General features: G+C 46.0%; 23 protein-coding genes and 1 other annotated feature. Of the genes, 2 read left to right on the top strand and 21 right to left on the bottom strand.

Features of this window, described 5'->3' with window-relative positions; genetic code table 11:
• From hisS to N6H06_RS07475, 14 genes are all read right to left on the bottom strand, one after another.
• Complete coding sequence (gene hisS / locus N6H06_RS07540) at positions 1-1,281, bottom strand: histidine--tRNA ligase (RefSeq protein ID WP_263705992.1); 1,281 nt, start codon at positions 1,279-1,281, stop codon at positions 1-3.
• Positions 1,282-1,332: 51 nt separating this feature from the next.
• Positions 1,333-1,556: a binding site (T-box leader), on the bottom strand.
• Between the two features lie 128 nt (positions 1,557-1,684).
• Entirely contained in the window at positions 1,685-1,840 is a 156-nt protein-coding gene (locus N6H06_RS07535) for a hypothetical protein (protein WP_193754478.1), read from the bottom strand.
• Between the two features lie 65 nt (positions 1,841-1,905).
• A complete protein-coding gene (locus tag N6H06_RS07530; RefSeq protein ID WP_238583316.1) occupies positions 1,906-2,958 on the bottom strand; it encodes a serine hydrolase domain-containing protein in 1,053 nt (350 codons plus the stop codon).
• 167 nt (positions 2,959-3,125) lie between these two features.
• Positions 3,126-4,142: a Gfo/Idh/MocA family protein gene (locus N6H06_RS07525; protein WP_263705991.1), complete on the bottom strand. Its 1,017-nt coding sequence runs from the start codon at positions 4,140-4,142 to the stop codon at positions 3,126-3,128.
• The gene (locus N6H06_RS07520) at positions 4,139-4,861 is read right to left on the bottom strand and encodes a ThuA domain-containing protein (protein WP_263705990.1); all 723 of its coding nucleotides are present in this window, start codon (positions 4,859-4,861) and stop codon (positions 4,139-4,141) included. Before N6H06_RS07520 ends, N6H06_RS07525 begins: the two co-directional genes overlap by 4 nt.
• Positions 4,862-4,897: 36 nt before the next feature.
• Positions 4,898-5,905: a LacI family DNA-binding transcriptional regulator gene (locus N6H06_RS07515; RefSeq protein WP_062747505.1), complete on the bottom strand. Its 1,008-nt coding sequence runs from the start codon at positions 5,903-5,905 to the stop codon at positions 4,898-4,900.
• Positions 5,906-6,120: 215 nt separating this feature from the next.
• Complete coding sequence (gene dtd, locus N6H06_RS07510; RefSeq protein ID WP_062747507.1) at positions 6,121-6,561, bottom strand: D-aminoacyl-tRNA deacylase; 441 nt, start codon at positions 6,559-6,561, stop codon at positions 6,121-6,123.
• A 20-nt stretch (positions 6,562-6,581) separates the two neighbouring features.
• Positions 6,582-8,789 carry a RelA/SpoT family protein gene (locus N6H06_RS07505; protein ID WP_062747508.1) on the bottom strand — a complete coding sequence of 736 codons (2,208 nt, stop codon included), beginning with the start codon at positions 8,787-8,789 and terminating at the stop codon, positions 6,582-6,584.
• Positions 8,790-8,998: 209 nt separating this feature from the next.
• Complete coding sequence (locus N6H06_RS07500) at positions 8,999-9,514, bottom strand: adenine phosphoribosyltransferase (protein WP_062747510.1); 516 nt, start codon at positions 9,512-9,514, stop codon at positions 8,999-9,001.
• A complete protein-coding gene (recJ, locus tag N6H06_RS07495) occupies positions 9,504-11,861 on the bottom strand; it encodes a single-stranded-DNA-specific exonuclease RecJ (protein WP_263706340.1) in 2,358 nt (785 codons plus the stop codon). Before recJ ends, N6H06_RS07500 begins: the two co-directional genes overlap by 11 nt.
• Before the next feature lie 61 nt (positions 11,862-11,922).
• Positions 11,923-12,225 carry a LapA family protein gene (locus N6H06_RS07490; protein ID WP_062747514.1) on the bottom strand — a complete coding sequence of 101 codons (303 nt, stop codon included), beginning with the start codon at positions 12,223-12,225 and terminating at the stop codon, positions 11,923-11,925.
• 16 nt (positions 12,226-12,241) lie between these two features.
• Complete coding sequence (gene secF, locus N6H06_RS07485) at positions 12,242-13,177, bottom strand: protein translocase subunit SecF (RefSeq protein WP_082808290.1); 936 nt, start codon at positions 13,175-13,177, stop codon at positions 12,242-12,244.
• Positions 13,167-14,468, bottom strand: a complete 1,302-nt coding sequence (gene secD / locus N6H06_RS07480; RefSeq protein ID WP_082808291.1) for a protein translocase subunit SecD — start codon at positions 14,466-14,468, stop codon at positions 13,167-13,169. Before secD ends, secF begins: the two co-directional genes overlap by 11 nt.
• Positions 14,469-14,502: 34 nt before the next feature.
• Complete coding sequence (locus tag N6H06_RS07475) at positions 14,503-14,793, bottom strand: post-transcriptional regulator (protein ID WP_062747516.1); 291 nt, start codon at positions 14,791-14,793, stop codon at positions 14,503-14,505.
• Positions 14,794-14,961: 168 nt separating this feature from the next.
• Here N6H06_RS07475 and spoVB point away from each other — a divergent pair, with 168 nt between their 5' ends.
• Positions 14,962-16,512 carry a stage V sporulation protein B gene (gene spoVB, locus N6H06_RS07470; protein WP_263705989.1) on the top strand — a complete coding sequence of 517 codons (1,551 nt, stop codon included), beginning with the start codon at positions 14,962-14,964 and terminating at the stop codon, positions 16,510-16,512.
• Positions 16,513-16,546: 34 nt separating this feature from the next.
• Here the strand turns inward: spoVB and N6H06_RS07465 are convergent, their stop codons facing one another.
• Positions 16,547-16,786: a hypothetical protein gene (locus tag N6H06_RS07465; protein WP_062747520.1), complete on the bottom strand. Its 240-nt coding sequence runs from the start codon at positions 16,784-16,786 to the stop codon at positions 16,547-16,549.
• Positions 16,787-16,924: 138 nt separating this feature from the next.
• Positions 16,925-17,389 carry a YetF domain-containing protein gene (locus N6H06_RS07460; protein WP_212953245.1) on the bottom strand — a complete coding sequence of 155 codons (465 nt, stop codon included), beginning with the start codon at positions 17,387-17,389 and terminating at the stop codon, positions 16,925-16,927.
• A 134-nt stretch (positions 17,390-17,523) separates the two neighbouring features.
• Here N6H06_RS07460 and N6H06_RS07455 point away from each other — a divergent pair, with 134 nt between their 5' ends.
• Positions 17,524-17,904: a TIGR04086 family membrane protein gene (locus N6H06_RS07455; RefSeq protein WP_062747524.1), complete on the top strand. Its 381-nt coding sequence runs from the start codon at positions 17,524-17,526 to the stop codon at positions 17,902-17,904.
• A gap of 106 nt (positions 17,905-18,010) precedes the next feature.
• On the opposite strand, the gene yajC is transcribed toward N6H06_RS07455, so the two are convergent.
• The 5 genes from yajC to ruvB form a co-directional block, all read right to left on the bottom strand.
• Positions 18,011-18,274 (bottom strand): preprotein translocase subunit YajC, encoded by a 264-nt coding sequence (gene yajC / locus N6H06_RS07450; protein WP_011246403.1) that lies wholly within the window; start codon positions 18,272-18,274, stop codon positions 18,011-18,013.
• A 45-nt stretch (positions 18,275-18,319) separates the two neighbouring features.
• Positions 18,320-19,471 carry a tRNA guanosine(34) transglycosylase Tgt gene (tgt, locus tag N6H06_RS07445; protein WP_062747526.1) on the bottom strand — a complete coding sequence of 384 codons (1,152 nt, stop codon included), beginning with the start codon at positions 19,469-19,471 and terminating at the stop codon, positions 18,320-18,322.
• Positions 19,472-19,484: 13 nt separating this feature from the next.
• Positions 19,485-20,513: a tRNA preQ1(34) S-adenosylmethionine ribosyltransferase-isomerase QueA gene (queA, locus tag N6H06_RS07440; RefSeq protein ID WP_263705988.1), complete on the bottom strand. Its 1,029-nt coding sequence runs from the start codon at positions 20,511-20,513 to the stop codon at positions 19,485-19,487.
• A 78-nt stretch (positions 20,514-20,591) separates the two neighbouring features.
• Complete coding sequence (locus N6H06_RS07435) at positions 20,592-20,795, bottom strand: DUF2905 domain-containing protein (protein ID WP_062747530.1); 204 nt, start codon at positions 20,793-20,795, stop codon at positions 20,592-20,594.
• Positions 20,788-21,789, bottom strand: a complete 1,002-nt coding sequence (gene ruvB, locus N6H06_RS07430; RefSeq protein ID WP_062747532.1) for a Holliday junction branch migration DNA helicase RuvB — start codon at positions 21,787-21,789, stop codon at positions 20,788-20,790. Before ruvB ends, N6H06_RS07435 begins: the two co-directional genes overlap by 8 nt.
• Positions 21,790-21,797 lie beyond the last annotated feature (8 nt).

Genomic DNA, 21,797 nt, shown 5'->3' with positions numbered 1-21,797 from the left:
CTAGTTTCCTCCTCGTATCTGTTCTTGTAAATATGATGTCAAATCGCTAATGGCGACTACCGTTTGTTCTCCAGTTGCCATTTGTTTAACCAGCGCTTGTTGCTTCGCGATTTCGTCTTCGCCAATAATAATTGTATAAGACGCTTGATAACGGTCAGCCGCTTTAAGCTGTGCTTTCATTTTTTTGCCTAAGTAGTCTTTATCGGCACGAATGCCTGCATCGCGCAAACGTTGCAACAGTTGCGGCCCAAAGCGGTTTGCTTCATCGCCCAAGGTAACTAAATACGCATCAAGGCTTTGCGGAACTGGCAAGTCGACATTCTCCGCTTTCATCGCTAATATAAAGCGTTCGATGCTGAAGGCAAATCCGATGCCTGGCGTCTCTGGGCCGCCAAATTCCTGGACAAGGCCATTGTAACGACCGCCTCCGCACAGCGTTGTAATTGCTCCGAATCCTGGAGCCGTACTAAGCAATTCAAATGCGGTATGGTTGTAATAATCCAACCCACGCACAAGCGTTGGATCCACAACATAAGGAATGTTCAGCAAGTCGAGCGTTTCCTTAAGCGACTGAAAATAAGCACGTGACTCTTCATTTAGATAATCTAAAATGGACGGTGCTGTTGCCATAAGCGGATGCTCTCTATCCTTTTTGCAGTCGAGAATACGCAATGGATTTTTTTCTAGGCGCATTTGGCAATCGCTACAAAATTCATCAATTGATGGCTTAAAGTGAGCAATTAATGCTTCCCGATGTGCCTTGCGGCTTTCCCAATCGCCAAGTGAATTGATGACCAGTTTTAAGTTGACGAGGCCAAGTTTTTTGCAGATGGCGATGAGCAATGCGAGCACTTCAGCATCTAGTTGCGGGCTAGCGCTGCCAAGCGCCTCTACGCCAAATTGGACAAACTGGCGCATACGCCCTGCTTGTGGACGCTCATAACGAAACATTGGTCCCGTGTAGTACAGCTTCGTTGGTTGTGCTGCAGATCCATACAGTTTATGGTTGACATAAGAACGAACGACTGCCGCCGTTCCCTCAGGCCTTAGTGTTAAGCTGCGGCCGCCCCGGTCCGAAAAGGTATACATTTCTTTTTGGACGATATCGGTCGTGTCGCCTACACCCCGTGAAAAAACTTCGGTATGTTCAAAAATCGGTGTACGGATTTCTTGATAATGGTATGTTTCGCATGTTTCCTTAGCAACTTGTTCAATGTACTGCCAAATTGCCGCATCATCCGGCAAAATATCTTGCGTCCCCCGTGGCAGCTGAATCGACATATCTCATCTCTCCTTTTCCATAAAAAAACTCCCGTCCCAGATGATCGGATCATCTGGGACGGGAGCATATCCCGTGGTACCACCCAAATTGAGGCATCAAGCCCCCACTTTTGTCTGTTAACGCCAGCTACGCCCTTTCCTACTAAACCAGTGGTTGTTCAGAAAGGATCCTCAAAGGTGTTCATTCGTTACGGTAGAAGAGGCCGCTTTCAGCCTAGGCGGCCCTCTCTTTGCATCTATTGCCGTTAACTACTATGCCTTATCATTGGTTTTAAACCTTTTTTTAATTGTGATTTTAGCAAAACGGCAGTCGCTTGTTGCCGTCTTTTTGTGCCCTTATAGGCTTCAACAATAACTCTAAGATGTTTATAACTATACGAATTACACAGAGCGGTGTCAACCGTTAATTGCGATTTTGCTGTTTTTTATAAATTGGTAAGTAATGTTGCTCGATTCCTGTTTCTAAAGGTTTCACCAGATCCCAGGCCCCTATTGGGGTAGGAACCTCTTTTTCCCATTGCATGTCAAACGGCACAGGATAGTTGCTACTAGTCCGCATGTAACCGCTCCTTTTCCCAACGTTTTTGTTAGGATAGCCATTACTAAGCCGTTTTAAACGCATTTTTAAAAAAAGAGGCATTGATAGATTAAGTCATGGAGCGCAGGGCGAATGCGACGAATCGCGTGATTGTCTCTTCCTAAATGGACACGGTTCGTTAAAAAGATGACGGCAAGTTCAGCAACAGGGTCAAACCACATACTTGTGCCGGTAAAGCCAAGATGGCCATAGGAAAACGAGGAAAAAAAACGGCCGCAAGACGAGTTGGTCTGTGTCCCTTTTACGATCCAGCCGAGTCCCCGCGGTTCTTCCATACCAGCGCTAAAATTTTGCCGTGCATAGTAGAGAATGTTTGGGTCAATTAGCAAAGGGGTTGCTGCCTGCATGTCGTAAGCAAATTTTTCAAGGTCACTCACTGTCGAAAAAAGCCCTGCATGGCCACTGACACCCCCCATGGCAAAAGCATTCTCGTCATGGACTTCACCGCATTTGTGACGCCCTAACCAATTATCCCATTCCGTTGCTGCGTAACGAGTAGCAGGAAATCTCGGGCAAAACTGTGTTTCCTGCATGCCAAGAGGTGAGTATATCCATTCGCTTGCAACTTGTTGCAACTTCTTCCCTGTTACTTGTTCAATGATTGCTCCAAGGGCAATAAACCCCACATCGCTATAAACAACACGGCTTCCAGGTGTGTATGTCGGTGCTAGTTGACAAACACGGGCAATCGTTTCGTTTTTATTAAGCCCCTCTTTATAAAAGGGAACGCTGGCAGGAAGCCCTGCTGAATGGGTGAGCAACTGGAAAAGCGTTACAGATTCTTTCCCATTAGCGCCGAAAGAAGGGAGCACGTCTGCTACGGGCATATGAAGGGAGAGGCGCCTACTTTGCCATAACTGTAAAATGAGCGGCAACGTACAAACAACTTTCGTTAAAGAAGCTAAATCAAAAACAGTATCGACAGTCATCGGCTGCCTGTCTGGCCATAATTGGCGATAGCCGATCGCACCCCGAAAAAGCAGGCGGTTTCGATGAATCACACTGATGACGGCTCCGGGAATCCGTTCTTTGTCAATTTGCTCTTGCAAAAATGTGAACATGGTGCTGCCCAGCTCCACCGTTTCCCCCCCTTTTTTGCTTTAGATTACCACAAAAAGAGGCATCTCCGTAAAGCTAAAAGAAATCCCCTTCCCTGCACCCTAGGGTGGGAAAAGGAGACTTCAGAATGTTGGGGCCGGTTTTCGATCAATCAGAATGAGCCATCGCCAATGATCGAAGCTCTGTTCTATTTACTACTCTGTTCATAAATTTGTTCGATGATGCTCGAAACGAGGCGCGCTTCACTCGGTTTCACGATAAGTTCCGTTCCACTCGTGCAGGCAGCGACAAAATGCCGTGCTTGCGCTAGCCCTTCATCGCTTTCTCCAGAAATCCAGTCCGCTACAGTAGTCGTCATCATTCCTTGAGAAGCATGGTTGACTGCATAAGGAAACACGTTTACGCCTCCTTGCGTGCCAGAGATGCTTAACGTTTCTTTGTCTTCAGGAACATTGGCGGCCCACGACGTTTCAAATAGCATCGTCGCTCCATTTTTAAACTTAATATAAGCAGTGGCGTGGTCTTCGACGTCAATGGTGGTCGCATCGTACAATCCCCATTGATTGACCTGGTCTGGATCGCGGCTGACCATTTCGTACGTTTGCCCATGAACACTTTCTATTTCTGGGAAGTCAAGGAGCCAAAGTGCTAAATCTAACAAATGGCAACCGTAATCCATTAGACACCCGCCTCCTTGAAGGGATCTATTGGTGAACACGCCCCATCCAGGTACTTTTCTCCGTCGCATCGCTTCAACACGCACGACTAGAGGGTCGCCGATCCCACCAGAGGCAATGAGGCGTTTGGCGGCTTGAGATTCCTTTTTAAAACGGTAATGGTAACCGATTTGCAATACACGCTTCGCTTTCTCGGCTGCGTTGACCATGTCCTCACACGCTGCATCCGTAATGGCCATCGGTTTTTCGCAAAACACATGGACACCTGCCTCAAGGGCAGCAACGGATATCTCATGGTGGAATTTGTTAGGCGTACAAATAATAACAGCATCAACATGTTTGAACAGCTCCGCTGCCTCTTTTGCGACAAAAGGAATCGCAAATTTGGCGGCAACTTCTTTCGCTCTGCTCTCATTTACATCATAAACGCCAGCAAGTTCCACTCCCTCAATTTTCGAAAATGCTGGGATATGCCTGCCTGATGCAATACCGCCGACGCCGATAAATCCTAGTTTTAATTGTATCATTTGCTTCCTCCTGGGACTGGCTCAAGGGGCTTGGCGTTCCCGTAAGCAGGATATGCCCGTTTCGTCGGTGCTGCCCAGCGAACGGCATTTTGAATGACCCGCTGGACATGTTGATTTTTAAACGTTGGATATGTTTCATGCCCTGGACGAAAATAAAAGATTTTACCGTTACCTCTCGTGTACGTACAGCCGCTCCGGAACACTTCGCCGCCCTGAAACCAGCTAAGAAAAACGATCTCATCTGGATTGGGAATATCAAAGTGCTCGCCATACATTTCTTCCTTCTCTAGTTCAAAGTATTCATCAATGCCTTCTGCAATTGGATGGCTTGGGCTCACAACCCAAAGGCGCTCTTTTTCATCCGCCTCACGCCATTTTAAATCGCATCCTGTCCCCATCAATTTCTTGAATATTTTCGAAAAATGGCCTGAATGAAGGACAATCAAGCCCATTCCCTCAAGCACTCTTTTATGGACACGTTCTACTACTTCATCGGCTACTTCATGGTGGGCAATATGCCCCCACCAAACAAGGACATCGGTTTGGTTTAACACCTTTTCTGTCAAACCATGTTCAGGCTCATCTAATGTTGCCGTTGCAACTTGATGTTCATTGCCTAAAAAATCAGCAAGGACTTGGTGAATCCCGTCTGGATAAACGTTGCGTACAACCTCATCTTTTTGCTCGTGCCTAAATTCATTCCAAATTGTTACATTCATCATGTTTCCCCTCTCTGGAATCGTTCTCAATAATCGTTAAGTCGATTTCCGCGCCAACAGCGGCGCCTCCAAATATGTTGCTAACGGCGGCGGGCTTTCTTTTCGCAACAAAGCAAGCATACACTCCATTGCGGTCCTGCCCATTTCCTGCACAGGCTGGTGAATGGTCGTCAGCTCTGGTTCAATCAAAGTAGCATGTGGTTGATTGTCAAAACCGACAATCGCTAAGTCATCAGGAATTTTCCAACCAGCAGCTTTTGCCTCAGCGATGATTCCAGCAGCCACTTCATCGCTTCCCGTCAAGATTGCATCAGGGCGGTCAGCCAAGCACACCATTTGCTTGAATATGTTTCTGCCGTCTTCAAGGGAATGCCCCAAAAACAAACATTCGTCATACATTTGCAGCCCTACTTCATCCATTGCCTGGCAGAACCCTAAATAACGGTCTTGGGCAAGAGGAGGAATAGCAGCAGCCGAATCCGTTTTTGTGATCGGATTGCAATAAGCAATTTGCTTATAACCCTTTTTTAACAAATGGACAGTTGCTTCGTACATCGCTTTTGTCTGGTCAATTGTAACCACTGGCACTCCTTCAGACTGGCGTGGATATTCATTGCAAATGACAATTGGGCCATAATCCGTATACGGCGCAATCGTTTCCCAATCATTAACGAGCGAAGCAAGAATAAGGCCATCGACTTGTTTGGTTCGCAAAAGCTGTAAGAAATGGAGCTCTTGGTTTGCAGAACCTCTTGTGTTGCATAAAATAAGCCTATACGACTGTTCAGCAGCAACCTCGTCCATCGCGTCTACAATCGCACTAAAAAAAGGGTTTACAATTCGTGAAACAAGGACAGCGATTGTCCGCGTTTCTGTTCCCCTGAGGCGTTGAGCCGATGAATTCGGTAAATAGCCCAGCTCCTTCATTGCTTGTTTAACGGCTTTTCGTTTTTCCTCATCCACATAAGGCTGATTGTTCATTACGCGGGAAACCGTTGACCGTGACACACCAGCACGAAGAGCCACATCTTTAATTGTGGGCATTGATCCACCCCTTTATTGAAAACGTTCTCATTTCAACTTTATTGTACTTGTTTCTCCCTTCATGTCAACCTTAATTTATAAAAAAGAAGCCTGCCAACTGGCAAGCTCCGGACTGTCGTTCTAACGCTCGTATACATCTTCGTTTGTGCAAGTATAGGCGCGTGAACACCCGTTCTATTCGGATCTTCCCTCGCCTGCCCTCCTCTTCTGACATCTTACTCGCTTTCAACTAAAATCGTTACCGGACCATCATTAATTAACTCTACTTCCATCATAGCGCCAAACTCGCCCGTTTCCACAACAAGGCCAAGTTCTCGCAAATAGCTGTTAAAAAGTTCATAAAGCTGCTTTGCCTTTTCAGGCTTAGCAGCACGCATGAAATTAGGGCGACGTCCTTTTTTACAGTCACCATAAAGCGTAAATTGGGAAATCGATAAGATGGAACCGCCTTGATCGAGTACCGATTCATTCATTTTGGCAGAGCTGTCTTCAAAAATGCGCAAATGGGCTACTTTTTCTGCGCAAAAACGTACGTCCGCTTCCGTATCTTCCTGATGAATTCCAACTAAGAGGACGAGGCCTTGCCCAATGTCGCCTATTGTTTTTTGGTCGACTCGAACACTGCCCCGTTTCGCTCGCTGGACTAGAACACGCACTTTTCTCACCTGCCTTGACTCTAATGGGTTACTCTCCGCACAGAGTAAATGTCTTTTAACTGTTTAATTTTGTCGACCACTTTTTGCAAATGAGCGATATTGGAAATGGAAATGCTCATTTCAATCGTCGCCAGTTTATGCTTATGGTCAGAACGCCCAGAAATTGTATTAATTTGCGTGCGCGTTTCTGTCAATGTGTGCAGCACTTCATTTAACAGACCATTGCGATCAAATCCAGTGATTTCGATGTCGACATTATACGACTTGCCCTGTTGTTCATTTCCTTCCCAGTCTACTTCGAGCAAACGAGAAGAATCGGAATCGGCTATGACATTCGGGCAATCTTTGCGGTGAATGGAAACGCCGCGGCCTTTCGTAATGTAGCCAACAATCTCGTCTCCTGGAACGGGCGTGCAACATCGTGCTAGGCGGATAAGCATATTGTCGACACCTTTTACATGTACGCCAATTGAATTTGTCCGCTTGCTTGGTGAAACGGTTTGGATTTCGTTTAGCGCAGCATCAAGGGATTGTTGCTCCTGCTCGCTGTCTTTTGCTTTGCGTTGTTTTTCCGTAAGGCGATTGACAATTTGTTTAGCACTAATCCCACCATAACCAACTGCTGCGTACATATCTTCTTCGCCAGCAAAACTGAACTTGCTAATCGCTTCTTGCAAATTTTCCTGCGTTAAAATGTCCTTTACCTCGAAATCAAGCGCCCGTATTTCTTTCTCTATCGCTTCTTTTCCTTTGACGACATTTTCTTCGCGTTTTTCTTTTTTAAACCACTGTTTGATTTTGTTTTTAGCATGTGACGACTTGGTGATTTTCAACCAGTCATGGCTTGGCCCATAAGAGTGTTTCGACGTCATCACTTCGACAATGTCACCCGTTTTCAGTTCATGGTCAAGAGGGACCATTTTGCTGTTTACTTTTGCGCCGATGCAACGGTTGCCGATCTCACTATGGATCCGATAAGCAAAATCAAGAGGAACCGATCCCCGGGGCAATTCAATGACATCGCCCTTTGGTGTAAACACAAACACCATGTCAGAAAACAGGTCCATTTTCATAGATTCCATAAACTCTTGGGCGTCATTTGTGTCTGTCTGCGATTCAATCACATCACGAAACCACGTTAATTTATCTTCAAACGAATAGCGGTTGCTTGAGAGAGTTTTCCCTTCTTTATATGCCCAATGGGCTGCAACACCATATTCAGCTACCCGGTGCATGTCCTCTGTACGGATCTGCACTTCCAGCGGGTCTCCGTTCGGCCCAACTACGGTTGTATGCAGCGACTGATACATATTTGCTTTTGGCATTGCAATGTAATCTTTGAAGCGGCCTGGCATCGGCCGCCAGCACGTATGAATGACGCCAAGAACCGCATAGCAGTCTTTAATGTTTTTAACAATAATTCGGACAGCTAGCAAATCATAAATTTCATTAAATTGTTTGTGCTGAATCACCATTTTGCGGTAAATGCTGTATATATGCTTCGGCCGGCCCGACAATTCTGCTTGTACGTTCACTTCTTTAAGTTGGACTTTGATTTTATCCATCACTTCTGTTAAATATTCTTCCCGTTCCGCACGTTTCCGTTTCATTAAATTGACAATACGGTAATACTGCTGTGGATCCAAATAACGGAGCGCTGTATCTTCCAGTTCCCATTTAATCGTTGAAATTCCAAGACGATGTGCCAATGGAGCAAAGATCTCTAACGTTTCGTTTGAAGTGATCCGCTGCTTCTGCGGTGGCATAAATTTAAGTGTTCGCATATTGTGGAGACGATCTGCCAGTTTGATCAAGAGGACGCGGATATCCTTCGCCATTGCCATAAGCATTTTCCGATGGTTTTCGGCTTGCTGCTCCTCTTTGGATTTATATTTAAACTTCTTTAATTTTGTCACGCCGTCAACTAGCATAGCGACTTCCTCGTTAAACGCTTCTTCCAAATCGTCGACTGTTGCTTCGGTATCTTCAACGACATCATGAAGAAAAGCGGCGGCAATCGTATTCGGATCTAATTCAAGCCCGACAATAATGCCAGCTACTTGGACTGGGTGTAAAATATAGGGCTCTCCCGATTTGCGGTACTGACCACTGTGTGCTTTTTCAGCAAACTCGTACGCTTTTTCCAAAAAGACAACATCGTCTTTTGTCAAATACGCACGCGCTTTTTCGAGCACCTGATCAATTGTCATGAAATCACCTTTACTCATTCGACAAGTTTTCTTTCTATTATCCGCTACTCGTTCAGTGTTGTAAAGGGAGAGCGGCTTAGAAATTGCAAAAAGACTGCTGTGCCGATTTGCACACCAGTCTTCAGACTGTAGACAAACGCTCGCATCCTTCGTTGCTCACCTCGGCTGACAAGCGTTTTCTATCAGTCTGAGTGATGAGCTGATTGGTACACCAGTCTGTAAGCGGTTTATTCATAAGACACTAATGAAAAAAGGTCATACTGTTTCAATTTATCGCGGCCGCCAATATAAGCAAGTTCAATAAGGAACGCAATCCCAACCACTTTCCCACCAAGCTGCTCTACCATTTTAGCTGTTGCCTCAATCGTTCCCCCTGTGGCGAGAAGGTCATCGGTAATCACGACGCGTTGGCCTGGTTGGATGCTGTCTTTATGGATCGTTAAACAGTCTTTTCCGTATTCAAGCCCATAGTTGATTTCAATGACTTCCCGGGGCAATTTGCCTTTCTTCCTGACAGGGACAAAGCCGATTTCAAGTTCAGTCGCAATTGGGCAACCAACAACAAAGCCTCGTGCTTCAGGGCCGACAATGACATCTGCTTGTTTTTCCTTTGCATAAGCGGCAAGTTCTTCAATGGCACGTTTGTAGGCAGTGCCGTTTTGCATCAACGTCGTAATGTCTTTAAAGCGTATGCCTTCTTGCGGCCAATCTTCGACAATCGTTATATATTGTTTATAATCCATTTAGGATCGACTCCTCTTTTGTTTCAGCGCTCCCTTCAATGGCAGCCTGGAACCATTCTTTTAACTGTTGATAAGACGCAAAAACAAATTCATTCTCAAGCCATGCTTTTTCCTGTTTTGCTTGATAGGTCGGCGATGCAGTCAATGCTTTTTTTTCAGGGTTTTCTACTGCTTCAACAATGCCGCCGTCAAGCTTGATAAAACCAAGTTCTAAAAATACAGTGGTCATAAATTCGACCGTGCGTGCTGACCAACCTTTATGCTTTTCAAGCTTCGCGCCAAGTTGGTTCAATGAAAAGCGTTGTTTTTTCTTAATAAATCCGTAGTACCATTTGAACTGCTCCCGGTTTGGATTCGTTTGAAAAAACGATTCTTCTTCCTCTGAAAAAACAACATACACACGGCTTGGTTTGCCTTTCTTAGAAAAAAGAGTTTCCAGCTCAACGCGGTTGTTAGGCAAATCGAGTAGCACGACGTAAGCTTCAAAAAAGGAAGGCGCTTGCTGGTAATGATATACAGGTATTTCCAACCCAAGTCTTTCCTTTGTTCCTTCTTGAAAGGAAATGGCGACGAGTTTTTCATTGGGCAAGTCAAGCAACCGGCTGTTTAAGCGGTTTGGCTGGATGCTGCGCCAATCGAATAGTTGCCACTCCAATACGGCGAGATCGTCAATAATAAGCTGTGGCTTTACTTTTCCGTTCCATTCATTCAATGACACCGTTCCGATTGCTGATAACTTTGCATGTGGCGTAATCTCTTCATACAAATGCCCCATTCTAAAAGCAATTCCGTCAAGCGGCTTTTGGGCGCCAGTAAACTGGATTTTTAAATGGTTTTGGTTGCTGCCGATCCGACGCATATCGGATATGTGTGCGTCTTCAACTAGTACAATCGGTTTACGGTTGGCAACGCCAAACGGAGCGAGTGCCTGTAACTCGCCAATCACTTGAACGGTTACATCCTCCACTTCTGCAACGAGGTCTATATCAGTGGCAGGCGTAAGCATGTCGTCAGAAAGTGTCTGCTTGGCTTGCTCGATTAAACGAGAACGTAAGTCACCAATGTCCTCAGTTTTAAGTGTCATTCCTGCCGCCATCGGATGTCCGCCAAAATGAGGGAGTATGTCCCGGTTATTTGCCAATTCCTGGTACATATCAAACCCTTCAATGCTCCGAGCCGAGCCTTTGGCAAGTCCTGAAGATTCGTCCATGCTCATGACAATTGTCGGCCGGTAAAACTGCTCTACAAGGCGAGAGGCGACAATTCCGATGACCCCTGGATTCCAGCCTTCTTTTGCGACAACGATGGCATGGGGGATATTTGTACCATAGGTTGTTTCAACAAGGCGAATCGCTTCTTCTGTCATTTTGCTGACGATGGCTTGCCGTTCTTTATTGAGGCCATCGATTTCTGCGGCAAGCGCTTTTGCCTCATCTTCATCATCAGCAAGCAGCAGTTCAACTGCTGGATTAGCAGAATCAAGCCGTCCTGCCGCATTTAGACGGGGGCCAATCGCAAAGCCGATATGATCGGCGTCCATTGCTTCCTGCTTCATGCCACATACTTCCTTTAAAGCACGGATCCCAGGACGGCCGCTTGATTCAATCGCGCGGAGCCCCTTTTTAGCCAGCAGCCGATTTTCATCGACGAGAGGCACCAAATCGGCGATCGTGCCAATCACAGCATAATCAAGCAATTCTTCAGGCAGGCGTCCGAGCAAAGCATGTGCAACTTTAAAGGCAACGCCTACACCGGCAAGCTCTTTAAATGGATACGGGCAGTCGGGCTGCTTGGGATTAATGATCGCCAGTGCTTCTGGCAAAACCGGCGGTGGCTCGTGGTGGTCAGTAATAATAAAATCCAGACCGATGTCTTTGGCATGGGCGGCTTCATTCAAAGCAGAAATTCCTGTATCGACTGTTATCACTAAGTGATAACCTTGTCTTTTTGCAAAGTCAAGCGCTGGGCAATTTGGCCCGTAGCCTTCTGTAAAACGGTTTGGTATATAGTAATCACAGTCGGCGCCATAAGTTTGTAACGCTGTTAGCATGACGGAAGTAGAACTGACGCCATCAGCATCATAGTCACCAAAAACAAGAATGCGTTCTTTCCGTTTGACTGCGAGGGCAATTCGTTCAATCGTTTCTTCCATCCCTTTCAGCAGAAAGGGATCGTAAAACGTCGGCTCTTCGTAGTGTAAAAATCGCTTGGCCGCCTGGACCGTTTGTATTCCCCGGCGCACAAGGAGACGGGCCGTTAACATCGATACACGTAGCTCGTCTGCGAGTTCCTGCGCCAACAGCTCGTTTTGTTCTAAAATGCGCCATCTTGTTTTTGCTTGCAACATATGTAAAAACACCCCTCGACCATCCTATTATACAGGAGGGGCTAAGGGGTGACAACGCATTTCAATGACTCTGTTTCTTAACTTCTCTTTTTTGACGGCTGCTTTCATGTGGTTGATCAGCATTTGCCTGTCTCGCCGTACGGAGCCGTTTTATTTCGGCATTTAATTGAAGCACTTTCATTAAGGACATCATTCCTGCGACAATCGCTCCTAGAAGAACCGAGCCCAAAATGACTAGAATCAATGGCCATTGTGCTTTTACAACTAACAGGTTAACTGGTACGCTCTCTACATTTAATACTGCAAAAACAGCAATGATGATCGCAGCAATAATGCCGATAATAAACGCGGTCTGTGCCTTCATTTCCATCCCCCTCCACTCAAATGTACTCTTCCTCTGTTTTCTTTGGTTTGTTTTTAAGTTTCTTTTGCCGTTTCCATTCCCAGACAAGCCACATTTGCGCGCAAAGGAACATGGAGGAATAGGTGCCGGCAATCAGGCCAATGACAAGAGCCAATGAAAACGAACGGATCGCTTCGCCCCCAAAAATCAGCAATGCGACGGCGGCAAACAGCACTGTCACTACCGTATTGATCGAGCGCGTTAGCACTTGAAGCAAGCTTTTGTTTACAATTTGCGCCAAGTGCTCGAAGCTGTTAATTTCTTTCTCCTTGTTAATATTTTCCCGCATGCGGTCAAACGTAACAATGGTGTCATTGATTGAATAGCCGACAACAGTAAGCACTGCCGCTATAAAAGGAACATTAATTTCAACTTGGAATAAGCTGAACAACGCAATAATAATAAAGGCATCATGAAGCAAGCCAATAACCGCTGAAACGCCATAAAGGTAGTGAAAGCGGAGACCGATGTAAATAACAATTCCGACCGAAGCGATCAATACGGACAAAATCGCATTGCGAGCAAGCTCTTGACCAACAAGAGGGGACACTGTACTGACATTAGGCGAATGGCCATATTTGTCTTGGAAATAAGACTGGATCGTAGCAATTTCCCCTTTAGACAGTTCCACTGTAAACCGGGCAGTCGCACTTTGGCTTTGCTCTCCTCCTAGTGTAATGTTCGGAGCGTATTCCTCATTGATAGCTGCAAAGTCGTTCAGTAGTTGTTCTTGTGTCAATGTCTGATCCGCTTGGATTTCGACATTCGAGCCACTTTCAAAATCAACGCCTAAATTTAAGCCCAATGTCAGCAATAACACGATTCCAAGGATAATTGACAAGCCAGAGCCGATAAAGAAGCCTTTACGGTATTTTGTCAAATCGACATTCCAATTTTCCGGATTAAAGCTCATCAATTTCACCTCTTTTCACACCAAACCAACCGGGCCGTTTATTTAAAAATTTGCTGTTCACCCAGAGGCCGAGCAACAATCTTGAACCATAGACCGCTGTTAAAAAGCTGACGAGAATGCTGATAATGAGCATGACCGCAAAGCCTTGCACAGAGCTAGTACCAAAATAAAACATAACACCGGCTGCAATCAATGTAGTGATATTGGCATCAAAAATTGTGGCAAACGAGCGCCTGCTGCCAACTTTATAAGCAGACAAAATCGATTTCCCTGATTTGATCTCTTCCTTGATCCGTTCATAAGTAATGATATTCGCATCGACAGCCATGCCAACCCCAAGCACGAGTGCGGCAATACCTGGCAAAGTCAGAACAGCATTCATTGCATTAAAGACGACAAGCACTAAAAAGGTATAAATGCTGAGTGTAATGACAGCAATGATCCCAGGAAAACGATAGTAAACCATCATATACAAAAAAATCAATCCAATCCCAAGCGAGCCAGCAAAAATGGTTTGGTTCATCGCTTTTTCCCCTAGCGATGCACCGACAGATGTAGAGTAGATCTCATTTAATTCAACAGGCAAAGCGCCTGCATTTAATATTTCAGCAAGAAAGCGTGTTTCCTCTGTTGTAAAATTCCCTTCAATCATTACGTCTCGCGTATGTAACGGGCCATTAACGGACGCTGCTGACATGTATTTAGGGTCTTGTTTTTTTGATTCTTCTGCAAAGCTGTCGCCTTCCTCAAAGTCAAGCCAAATGACGAGCAAATTCTCTCCTAGTGGACGTTCAGAAATTTCCCGTGTGATCTCGCCAAATTTATCTGCATCATTTAGCGTCAACGTAACAATCGGCTGATTTTTTTCCGGGTGTATCGACGCGCTAGCGCCATTTTGGGTTAAATCGCTGCCATCAAGAAGCACGTTGTCATCGACGTCACGGATCGTCAATTCGGCGCCAGTCGCTAAAATGTCACGTGCTGTTTCTTGGTCTTCAACGCCAGCTAGCTGGACACGGATGCGATTTTCTCCTTCAATTTGGATGTTCGGTTCTGAAACCCCAATCGTATTTACCCTTTCATTCAATGCAGTCGTTGTTGCTAAAAGCGACTCCTGATTAATTTCATCGCCCTCATTCATTGGCTCAACTTCGTAGAGCACTTCAAAGCCGCCTTGCAAGTCAAGCCCAAGGCTGACGTCGTTTACAACAGGCTTTGCAAAATAGGCAATTCCAGAAGCAAACAACGCAGTAATGAGAAAGAAAAGCGCAATTTTGCCTTTTTTAACCATAATCTGTTTTTCCTCCTACGCAATCTCGAATCTGTTACTTTTCGGCTGTTGCTTGCTCAAATGTTTTGAACCAGTCAATCGGCTCCTTATACGCATGGACTGTCAACCATGTCATGTACCCTTGGGGCTGAATCGACAGAAGTTCATCAACAAATGCGTAGAAAGGCGTAAATTCTTTTTTGCGACGAAGCTTGTCCACAGCATAATTCCACAAATCATCTTTTGTGACACTATTGTAGCCAAGTTCGTGGAACTCTTCCTGTTTAATGGAAAGAAGTGGCTCTACGTCTTCCCGCCAACCATCAAACTGTTGTTTCATGCCCATATTCATACCCTCTCTTTATAACTGTAAGTATACATATACTAACAAATTATTGCTATTACGGCTATGAAATCGAATGAACTTCATTTTGGGAAAGGCTTGTCATGTCCTGTCCTTTGTCGCATAGACATGTATAAAACGCGGTAGATCAGCAAAGAAGGCGGGATTGCCATGAACAAGCAAACCTTTCTAAAGGGCACTTTTATTTTAATTGCAGCAGGCTTTATCACAAAGTTACTTGGTTTCATTAACAGAATTGTCATGGCAAGGATGATTGGTGCTGAAGGGGTAGGCCTCTATATGATGGCAGTACCGACAATGTTGCTGCTCTTAACGTTAACACAACTTGGCCTTCCAGTTGCGATTGCAAAGCTTGTTGCAGAAGCAGAAGCAAAAGGCGAAGTAGGCAAAACCAAGAAAATTCTCGTCGTTGCCCTTGCAATAACAGGTTCCTTGAGCATTGTTTTCACAACGGCGATTCTCGTGCTAGCCCCACTCGTTGCCAAAACGCTGTTGACGGACGCCCGTGCCCTGTATCCGCTTTTGGCCGTAGCACCAATTGTGCCGATCATTGCTGTTTCTTCTGTGTTGCGCGGCTATTTTCAAGGGCGCCAAAACATGAAGCCAACCGCTTATTCACAAGTACTTGAACAAGTTGTGCGCATCAGCTTAATCGCCGTCTTTACAGCTGCCTTTATGCCTTACGGTCTAGAGTATGCTGCTGCAGGAGCGATGATTTCTGCTGGTTGTGGTGAACTCGCTTCCCTCTTGTATATGCTGTACTTGTTCAAATCACACAAACCGTTCCGACTTCGCCGCCAGTTTTTTGCGACTGTGAAATCTGGCCGGAAAACCGCTTCCCAGCTCCTTGCCATTGCGTTACCGACTACCGGCAGCCGTCTAATCGGTACAGTTGCGTTGTTTTTCGAACCGATTGTCGTTGCCCAAAGCCTCGCTTTAGCTGGAGTAGCAACGGTTGTCGCAACGGAGCAGTACGGCTTGCTTGTCGGCTATGTCATGCCGCTGCTCACATTACCGACCTTTATTACCTACTCCCTTTCCGTTTCGCTATTGCCGAGCTTGAGTGAAGCAGCAGCAAATAAACAGAAAGTCCTGATTCACCACCGTTTAGAACAAGCTTTACGAATGGGGCTTTTGTCAGGAGGCATTTGCGTTGTCGTTCTTTATGTATTTGCTAGTGAACTGACGGTGCTCATGTACAACGCTCCACACGCTGCCTCGCTATTGCAAGTAATGGCGCCGTTCGCTCTCTTTTTGTACTTGCAAGGCCCCCTTGCTGCTGCTCTACAAGCATTGGATTACGCCAAAGCCTCCATGGTCAATAGTTTTATCGGCGCCATCGTTAAAACGCTTGCCATTTTCGCTTTGGCTTCTAGCTCGAGCTTTGGCATAATGGGAGCAGCTTTGGCAATTGTAACTGGCTTTGTACTCGTTACGTTGCTCCACATCGCTACACTTGCCAAGACGACAGGATTTGTGATCCACGCTGTTCCAATGTTGAAACTAGCGGTGCTCATCGTCATAACTGGATACGCCGGTATGCAAATAGACACCTATTTATTCAATGGGTTGCCTTACGCAGCAAAAGCGCTCGCCAACATCGCCATTACTTGCATGATCTATGTATTCGGCATTCTTGCCCTTAAGCTTCTTAGTAAAGAGGAACTAAAGCGCCTTCCGTTCATCAAAAAGTTTATGTAAGAAGCGCTTTCCCAATTAAAAGCGCTTCTTTGTATTACCAGAAGAATAGGCCCGCTAAGGCAAAGCCGGCAATTGCGCCAAGAGCAACCGGGTAACCCCAGCCCCAGCCCCAACCCCAGCCGTAGCTATAGCCGCGGTTGCCAAGAGGCTGCAAATAGACGTGTTTATGGTCCACTCGCGTAATCCGCCCATAATGGCGTTTGCCATTGCGTTCTGTAATGACGACACATTTGCCAATATGCTGCTGGCAAATGTGATAATAATTCTCTGCCATGTGTAGTGTCCCCCTCTAAAAAATCCGTACACAATAGCATATGAGAAGGAACAATAGCCGTGTCCACACCTGTCACGAGTGCAAAAACCTATTTTTATTAGACAAAGCAAATGGGTGGACATATTATCACGGTGTTTTTTAAAAAGAGTCGATAAAAAATGATTCTTTGCCTTTAAGCGAGCAATAAGCAATTTTTTTAATATCGCGGTAGCCAAGTTTGCGCAATTGCTGGCGGAGCCATAGTTCTGTTTGACGCAGTTCTCGCAAATGGTCATGCTGGATCATACCATCAATGATTAATGGCAAAGGCATGGCCAAAGCTGGTCCTTCTTTCTGTAGAGGAGGGGCTGCTGTAGGGGACTTGATTGTTTGCTGTGATTTGCCCGACCCGCCTTTCGTTCCTTTCAGCATTGCTGCTATTAACAGCAAAAAGAGCGGCAATAGCACCCATAACGGCCAAAATGCGGAAATCGCTTCACCGGCAAACAAGGCGAGTGCCAACTCGAAAGGGCCTTGCTGCGTTTGCGTCGTTTCTTTTTTGTATTGCTTCATCAACACAAGTGCCGCATAAGTAGCTGCAGCGCGCACAATCATGGCATCCATGCATAGGTCTCCCCCTCTCCTTACATTCCTTATTTGCTACTATGCCCTAAGGGGTTGCTTTTATCCTTTGCTATAGACATGTTCGCAGGTTGGCAAGCATACGAATAGAAAAAACGGCACGAGGGGGAAAAGAAATGGAAAGCAGACGTTTTTTTCCGGCGGTATGTATTGGCACATTCGTGAGCATTAGCATTGCCGTCGCATTCAGTATACTCATGGCAACATTGCTTTATTTGACTTCACTGACTGAACAATCTGTTCGTTGGGTGATGGTAGGCAGCGGTTTTTTGGCCTTGTTTGTAGGTGGCTTTTTTTCAGGAGCTAAAGCAAAAAACAAAGGCTGGCTAGCTGGTGCGTTTACAGCGTTTTTGTTTGTCGCTCTTCTACTGGCAATCAGTTACTTAGGCTATAATGAAGCAATCACCTCCAGCCAGCTGTTGCTCTTTGCAGGCTATTGTGCCATTGCTTCTTTAGGTGGTGTTTTCGGTGTCAATTTTTCAGGGGGGAATTCATAAGAACCTCCTGCTCACTCACACACAAAAAAGCCCATCCCTTTTTTTGAGGGCGTGAGCTTTTGCTTAAAATGGCGCCTACCGCTACTAAGCTAGGCGCTTTCTTGTATTAATCTGATTGCACCACTTCGCGAATCGCGTTACGATCATACGTAAGTTTGCGGTTGTCGTTTACCAACAACACAACAACAGACTCGTCAATCGAGTCAATGACGCCGTGCAACCCGCCAATTGTAATGACTTTATCGCCTCGCTGTAAATTTGCGTGCATTTCACGCACACGCTTTTGTTGTTTTTGCTGAGGACGGATCAGCAAAAAATAAAACAGCACGATAATCGCGATAAACGGAAGCATACTGACAAGTAGTTCCATGAAACACCCTCCCTTCCTTGCTTTAACGCCACCTCTTCTAGAGAATTAGAAGTTGCGTGGGTTTTCCTTGTTAAAACCGTATTCCTCAAAAAACTGTTCGCGAAAATCAAGAAGGCAGTCATCCATAATCGCTTGGCGAACTTGCTTCATTAAATTTAAAAGAAAATAAAGGTTGTGATACGTCGTTAAACGGAACCCAAATGTTTCTTCGCATTTAATGAGATGACGAATATACGCCCGCGAGTACGTACGGCACACATGGCAGTCACACTTCTCATCGAGTGGACGGAAATCACGCGCGTACTTGGCATTACGGACAACCAATCTTCCAGCACTTGTCATGCAAGTACCGTTTCTCGCTATCCGGGTCGGCAAGACGCAGTCAAACAAATCAATGCCCCTTATCGCCCCGTCAATGAGTGAATCTGGCGAGCCGACTCCCATTAAATACCTAGGTTTATCTTCCGGCATCAATGGCGTTGTGAACTCAAGCACATGATTCATGACATCTTTCGGTTCTCCGACAGACAGTCCACCTACAGCGTAACCTGGAAAATCAAGCGCTGTCAAATCATTTGCACTCTGTTTGCGCAGATCTTCGTATTCACCGCCTTGAATGATGCCAAATAACCCTTGAACGCTATCTTTGCCTGAACGCTCGTGTTCGGCAAGACACCGCTCTGCCCAGCGGCTAGTCCGTTCGACCGAAGCTTTCATATAGCTATGATCAGCAGGGTAAGGTGGGCATTCGTCAAAGGCCATCATAATGTCCGATCCAAGCACATGTTGGATTTGCATCGCTTTCTCTGGCGACAGAAATAGCTTTTCACCGCTCAAATGATTGCGGAAATGGACGCCTTCTTCCGTTATTTTGCGCAAATCGCTAAGGGAAAAGACTTGGAAGCCCCCAGAATCCGTTAAGATCGGCTTATCCCAATTCATAAACTTATGAAGGCCTCCAGCTTCCTTTATAATCTCTTCTCCAGGGCGAAGCCATAGGTGGTAGGTGTTACTTAAAATAATTTGCGCACCCATCGCTTTTAAGTCTTCTGGACTCATCGTTTTTACAGTCGCTAACGTACCTACCGGCATAAACATCGGCGTTTCAATCGTGCCATGAGGCGTATGAACACGACCGAGCCGAGCGCCAGATTGCTTACATGTTTTTATGTGTTCATAGGTGATTGCTGCTGTCACTATTTGTCTCTCCTTACGGTCGTATAAACATTGCGTCACCGAAGCTAAAAAATCGATAGCGTTTTTTAATGGCATGTGCATAGGCATCCATTAATGCCTCTTTGCCTATCAATGCGCTAACAAGCATGACAAGCGTTGATTTTGGCAAATGGAAATTCGTCAGCAACCCGTCAATGGCCTGGTACGTGTAGCCAGGATAAATAAAGATCGATGTCCAGCCAGATGCCGCTACAAAGGCGCCATGATCGCTATATATCGTTTCAAGCGTTCTTGCTGAGGTTGTACCAACTGCAATAATGTTGCCGCCATTTTCCCGGGCAGACGCCAGCGTGTGCGCCGCTTCTTCTGTCACTTGATAGAACTCGGCATGCATTTGGTGGTCTTCAACAGAACGAGCGCTTACTGGGCGAAATGTCCCCAACCCGACATGAAGGGTAATATAAACGATTTTTACGCCTTTTGCTTCAATCTCTGAAAGCAATTGTTCGCTAAAGTGAAGACCGGCCGTCGGCGCAGCGGCCGAACCGATCTGTTTCGCATACACAGTTTGGTAACGGTCGGCGTCTTCTAGCCGTTCTTTAATATAAGGAGGCAACGGCATCGTCCCTAGTTCCTCCAACAATTCGTAAAACACACCACTATAGTGGAATTGGAATACCCTTCCCCCTTGGGGTTGGACTGCCGTGCATATCGCTTTTAATTTCCCATCGCCAAAGCTGACCTCTGTCCCTATTTTCACCCGCTTTGCTGGCTTCACAAGCGTTTCCCAACAGTCACCTTCAAGCTGTTTTAGAAGCAAGAGCTCGATGACTGCTTTCGTTTCTACCTTTTCGCCTAAAAGGCGGGCAGGCATCACTTTCGTATCATTTAAGACGAGGCAATCTCCCGGCGAAAGCTCTTCAACCAAACCAGGAAACATTCGGTCGCTTATCGCTTTCGTTTTTTTGTCAACTACAAGCAGACGGGAATTCGTCCGTGTTGCCAAAGGCGTTTGGGCAATCAATTCTTCAGGCAAATCAAAATCAAATTCATTTACGTCCATGTCATCACCTATCTATCTAACGCATTCCATTGAAACTTTTCCTAGCATACATGCGTTTTTCAATTAGTGCAAGCACTTCTAACGGCGGAAGAGCGAGAACAGCAGGGAAAGAACAATGCTAATAATAATGCAGGTCATGATCGGAAAATAAACGGTCGTTTGCCCGCTTTTAAACAAAAAATCTCCTGGCAATTTGCCGATTGGCAAAAAGCGACCCACTACTTGCCAAAGAAAACCAACAATGAGCAACACTGCGCCAATCACCATTAATGTTTTACCCATTTTGCTTTTCCACTCCGTAATGAGCATAACAAGCCGGCGTCGCTATCCGTCCCCGAGGCGTCCTCTGGATAAAGCCAATTTGCAGCAAGTACGGCTCATATACTTCCTCAATCGTTGCCGCTTCTTCACCAATGGTTGCCGCAATCGTTTCTAATCCGACCGGGCCTCCATCAAATTTTTCAATCATGCCTTTCAACAATTTATCGTCAATATGGTCTAACCCTAACGGATCGACATGAAGCTGTTCAAGGGCTGAGCATGCCCTTTCCAACGAAATAGCAGCCTCCCCCCCTACTTGGGCAAAATCGCGAACACGACGGAGCAGACGGTTTGCAATCCGAGGAGTCCCTCTTGACCGTCGTGCCAATTCAAGCGCTGCAGCCGGCTCAAGCGTCGCTTGGAAAACGGCGGCAGAACGCTCAACAATTTGGGCCAGTTCTTCAGGTTTGTAGTACTCGAGCCTTGCCATTACACCAAAACGATCGCGTAACGGGGATGAGAGCATTCCTGCACGCGTTGTCGCGCCCACCAATGTAAACGGCGGCAAATCTAAACGAACCGATCTAGCGGTCGGGCCTTTGCCAATGACGATATCTAGACAAAAATCCTCCATTGCCGGATACAGCACTTCTTCAACTGTGCGGTTCAAGCGGTGAATCTCATCAATAAACAATACGTCTCCTGGCTCAAGTGCGGTTAAAATCGCCGCCAAATCCCCAGACCGCTCAATTGCCGGGCCCGAAGTAGTCCGCAACTCGCCGCCCATTTCCGCTGCAATAATGGCTGCTAGCGTCGTTTTCCCCAGGCCCGGCGGTCCGTAAAGCAGGACATGGTCAAGCGCTTCTTCGCGCATTTTTGCAGCCTCCATAAACACAGCAAGGTTGTGCTTAACGGTTTCTTGCCCGATGTAATCAGCTAATTTCTTTGGCCGTAACCCTTGCTCGCTCTGTTCTTCCAACTCCGTTGCTTCAGCGGAAACAATTCGTTCTTCCATTGTCATCC

The organism is Shouchella tritolerans (genome assembly GCF_025770735.1).
Lineage (GTDB): Bacteria > Bacillota > Bacilli > Bacillales > Bacillaceae_D > Shouchella > Shouchella tritolerans.
The sequence above is the reverse complement of the archived record's forward strand: the minus strand, read 5'-3'. Positions and strand labels throughout refer to the sequence as shown.

Bases quoted from the DNA above. Each gene is read 5' to 3' on its own strand.
- hisS (WP_263705992.1), bottom strand. From the start codon at position 1,281: ATGTCGATTCAGCTGCCACGGGGGACGCAAGATATTTTGCCGGATGAT.
- N6H06_RS07535 (WP_193754478.1), bottom strand. From the start codon at position 1,840: ATGCGGACTAGTAGCAACTATCCTGTGCCGTTTGACATGCAATGGGAA.
- N6H06_RS07525 (WP_263705991.1), bottom strand. From the start codon at position 4,142: ATGATACAATTAAAACTAGGATTTATCGGCGTCGGCGGTATTGCATCA.
- N6H06_RS07520 (WP_263705990.1), bottom strand. From the start codon at position 4,861: ATGAATGTAACAATTTGGAATGAATTTAGGCACGAGCAAAAAGATGAG.
- N6H06_RS07515 (WP_062747505.1), bottom strand. From the start codon at position 5,905: ATGCCCACAATTAAAGATGTGGCTCTTCGTGCTGGTGTGTCACGGTCA.
- N6H06_RS07505 (WP_062747508.1), bottom strand. From the start codon at position 8,789: ATGAGTAAAGGTGATTTCATGACAATTGATCAGGTGCTCGAAAAAGCG.
- N6H06_RS07500 (WP_062747510.1), bottom strand. From the start codon at position 9,514: ATGGATTATAAACAATATATAACGATTGTCGAAGATTGGCCGCAAGAA.
- recJ (WP_263706340.1), bottom strand. From the start codon at position 11,861: ATGTTGCAAGCAAAAACAAGATGGCGCATTTTAGAACAAAACGAGCTG.
- N6H06_RS07490 (WP_062747514.1), bottom strand. From the start codon at position 12,225: ATGAAGGCACAGACCGCGTTTATTATCGGCATTATTGCTGCGATCATC.
- secF (WP_082808290.1), bottom strand. From the start codon at position 13,177: ATGAGCTTTAATCCGGAAAATTGGAATGTCGATTTGACAAAATACCGT.
- secD (WP_082808291.1), bottom strand. From the start codon at position 14,468: ATGGTTAAAAAAGGCAAAATTGCGCTTTTCTTTCTCATTACTGCGTTG.
- N6H06_RS07475 (WP_062747516.1), bottom strand. From the start codon at position 14,793: ATGGGCATGAAACAACAGTTTGATGGTTGGCGGGAAGACGTAGAGCCA.
- spoVB (WP_263705989.1), top strand. From the start codon at position 14,962: ATGAACAAGCAAACCTTTCTAAAGGGCACTTTTATTTTAATTGCAGCA.
- N6H06_RS07465 (WP_062747520.1), bottom strand. From the start codon at position 16,786: ATGGCAGAGAATTATTATCACATTTGCCAGCAGCATATTGGCAAATGT.
- N6H06_RS07460 (WP_212953245.1), bottom strand. From the start codon at position 17,389: ATGGATGCCATGATTGTGCGCGCTGCAGCTACTTATGCGGCACTTGTG.
- N6H06_RS07455 (WP_062747524.1), top strand. From the start codon at position 17,524: ATGGAAAGCAGACGTTTTTTTCCGGCGGTATGTATTGGCACATTCGTG.
- yajC (WP_011246403.1), bottom strand. From the start codon at position 18,274: ATGGAACTACTTGTCAGTATGCTTCCGTTTATCGCGATTATCGTGCTG.
- queA (WP_263705988.1), bottom strand. From the start codon at position 20,513: ATGGACGTAAATGAATTTGATTTTGATTTGCCTGAAGAATTGATTGCC.
- N6H06_RS07435 (WP_062747530.1), bottom strand. From the start codon at position 20,795: ATGGGTAAAACATTAATGGTGATTGGCGCAGTGTTGCTCATTGTTGGT.
- ruvB (WP_062747532.1), bottom strand. From the start codon at position 21,789: ATGGAAGAACGAATTGTTTCCGCTGAAGCAACGGAGTTGGAAGAACAG.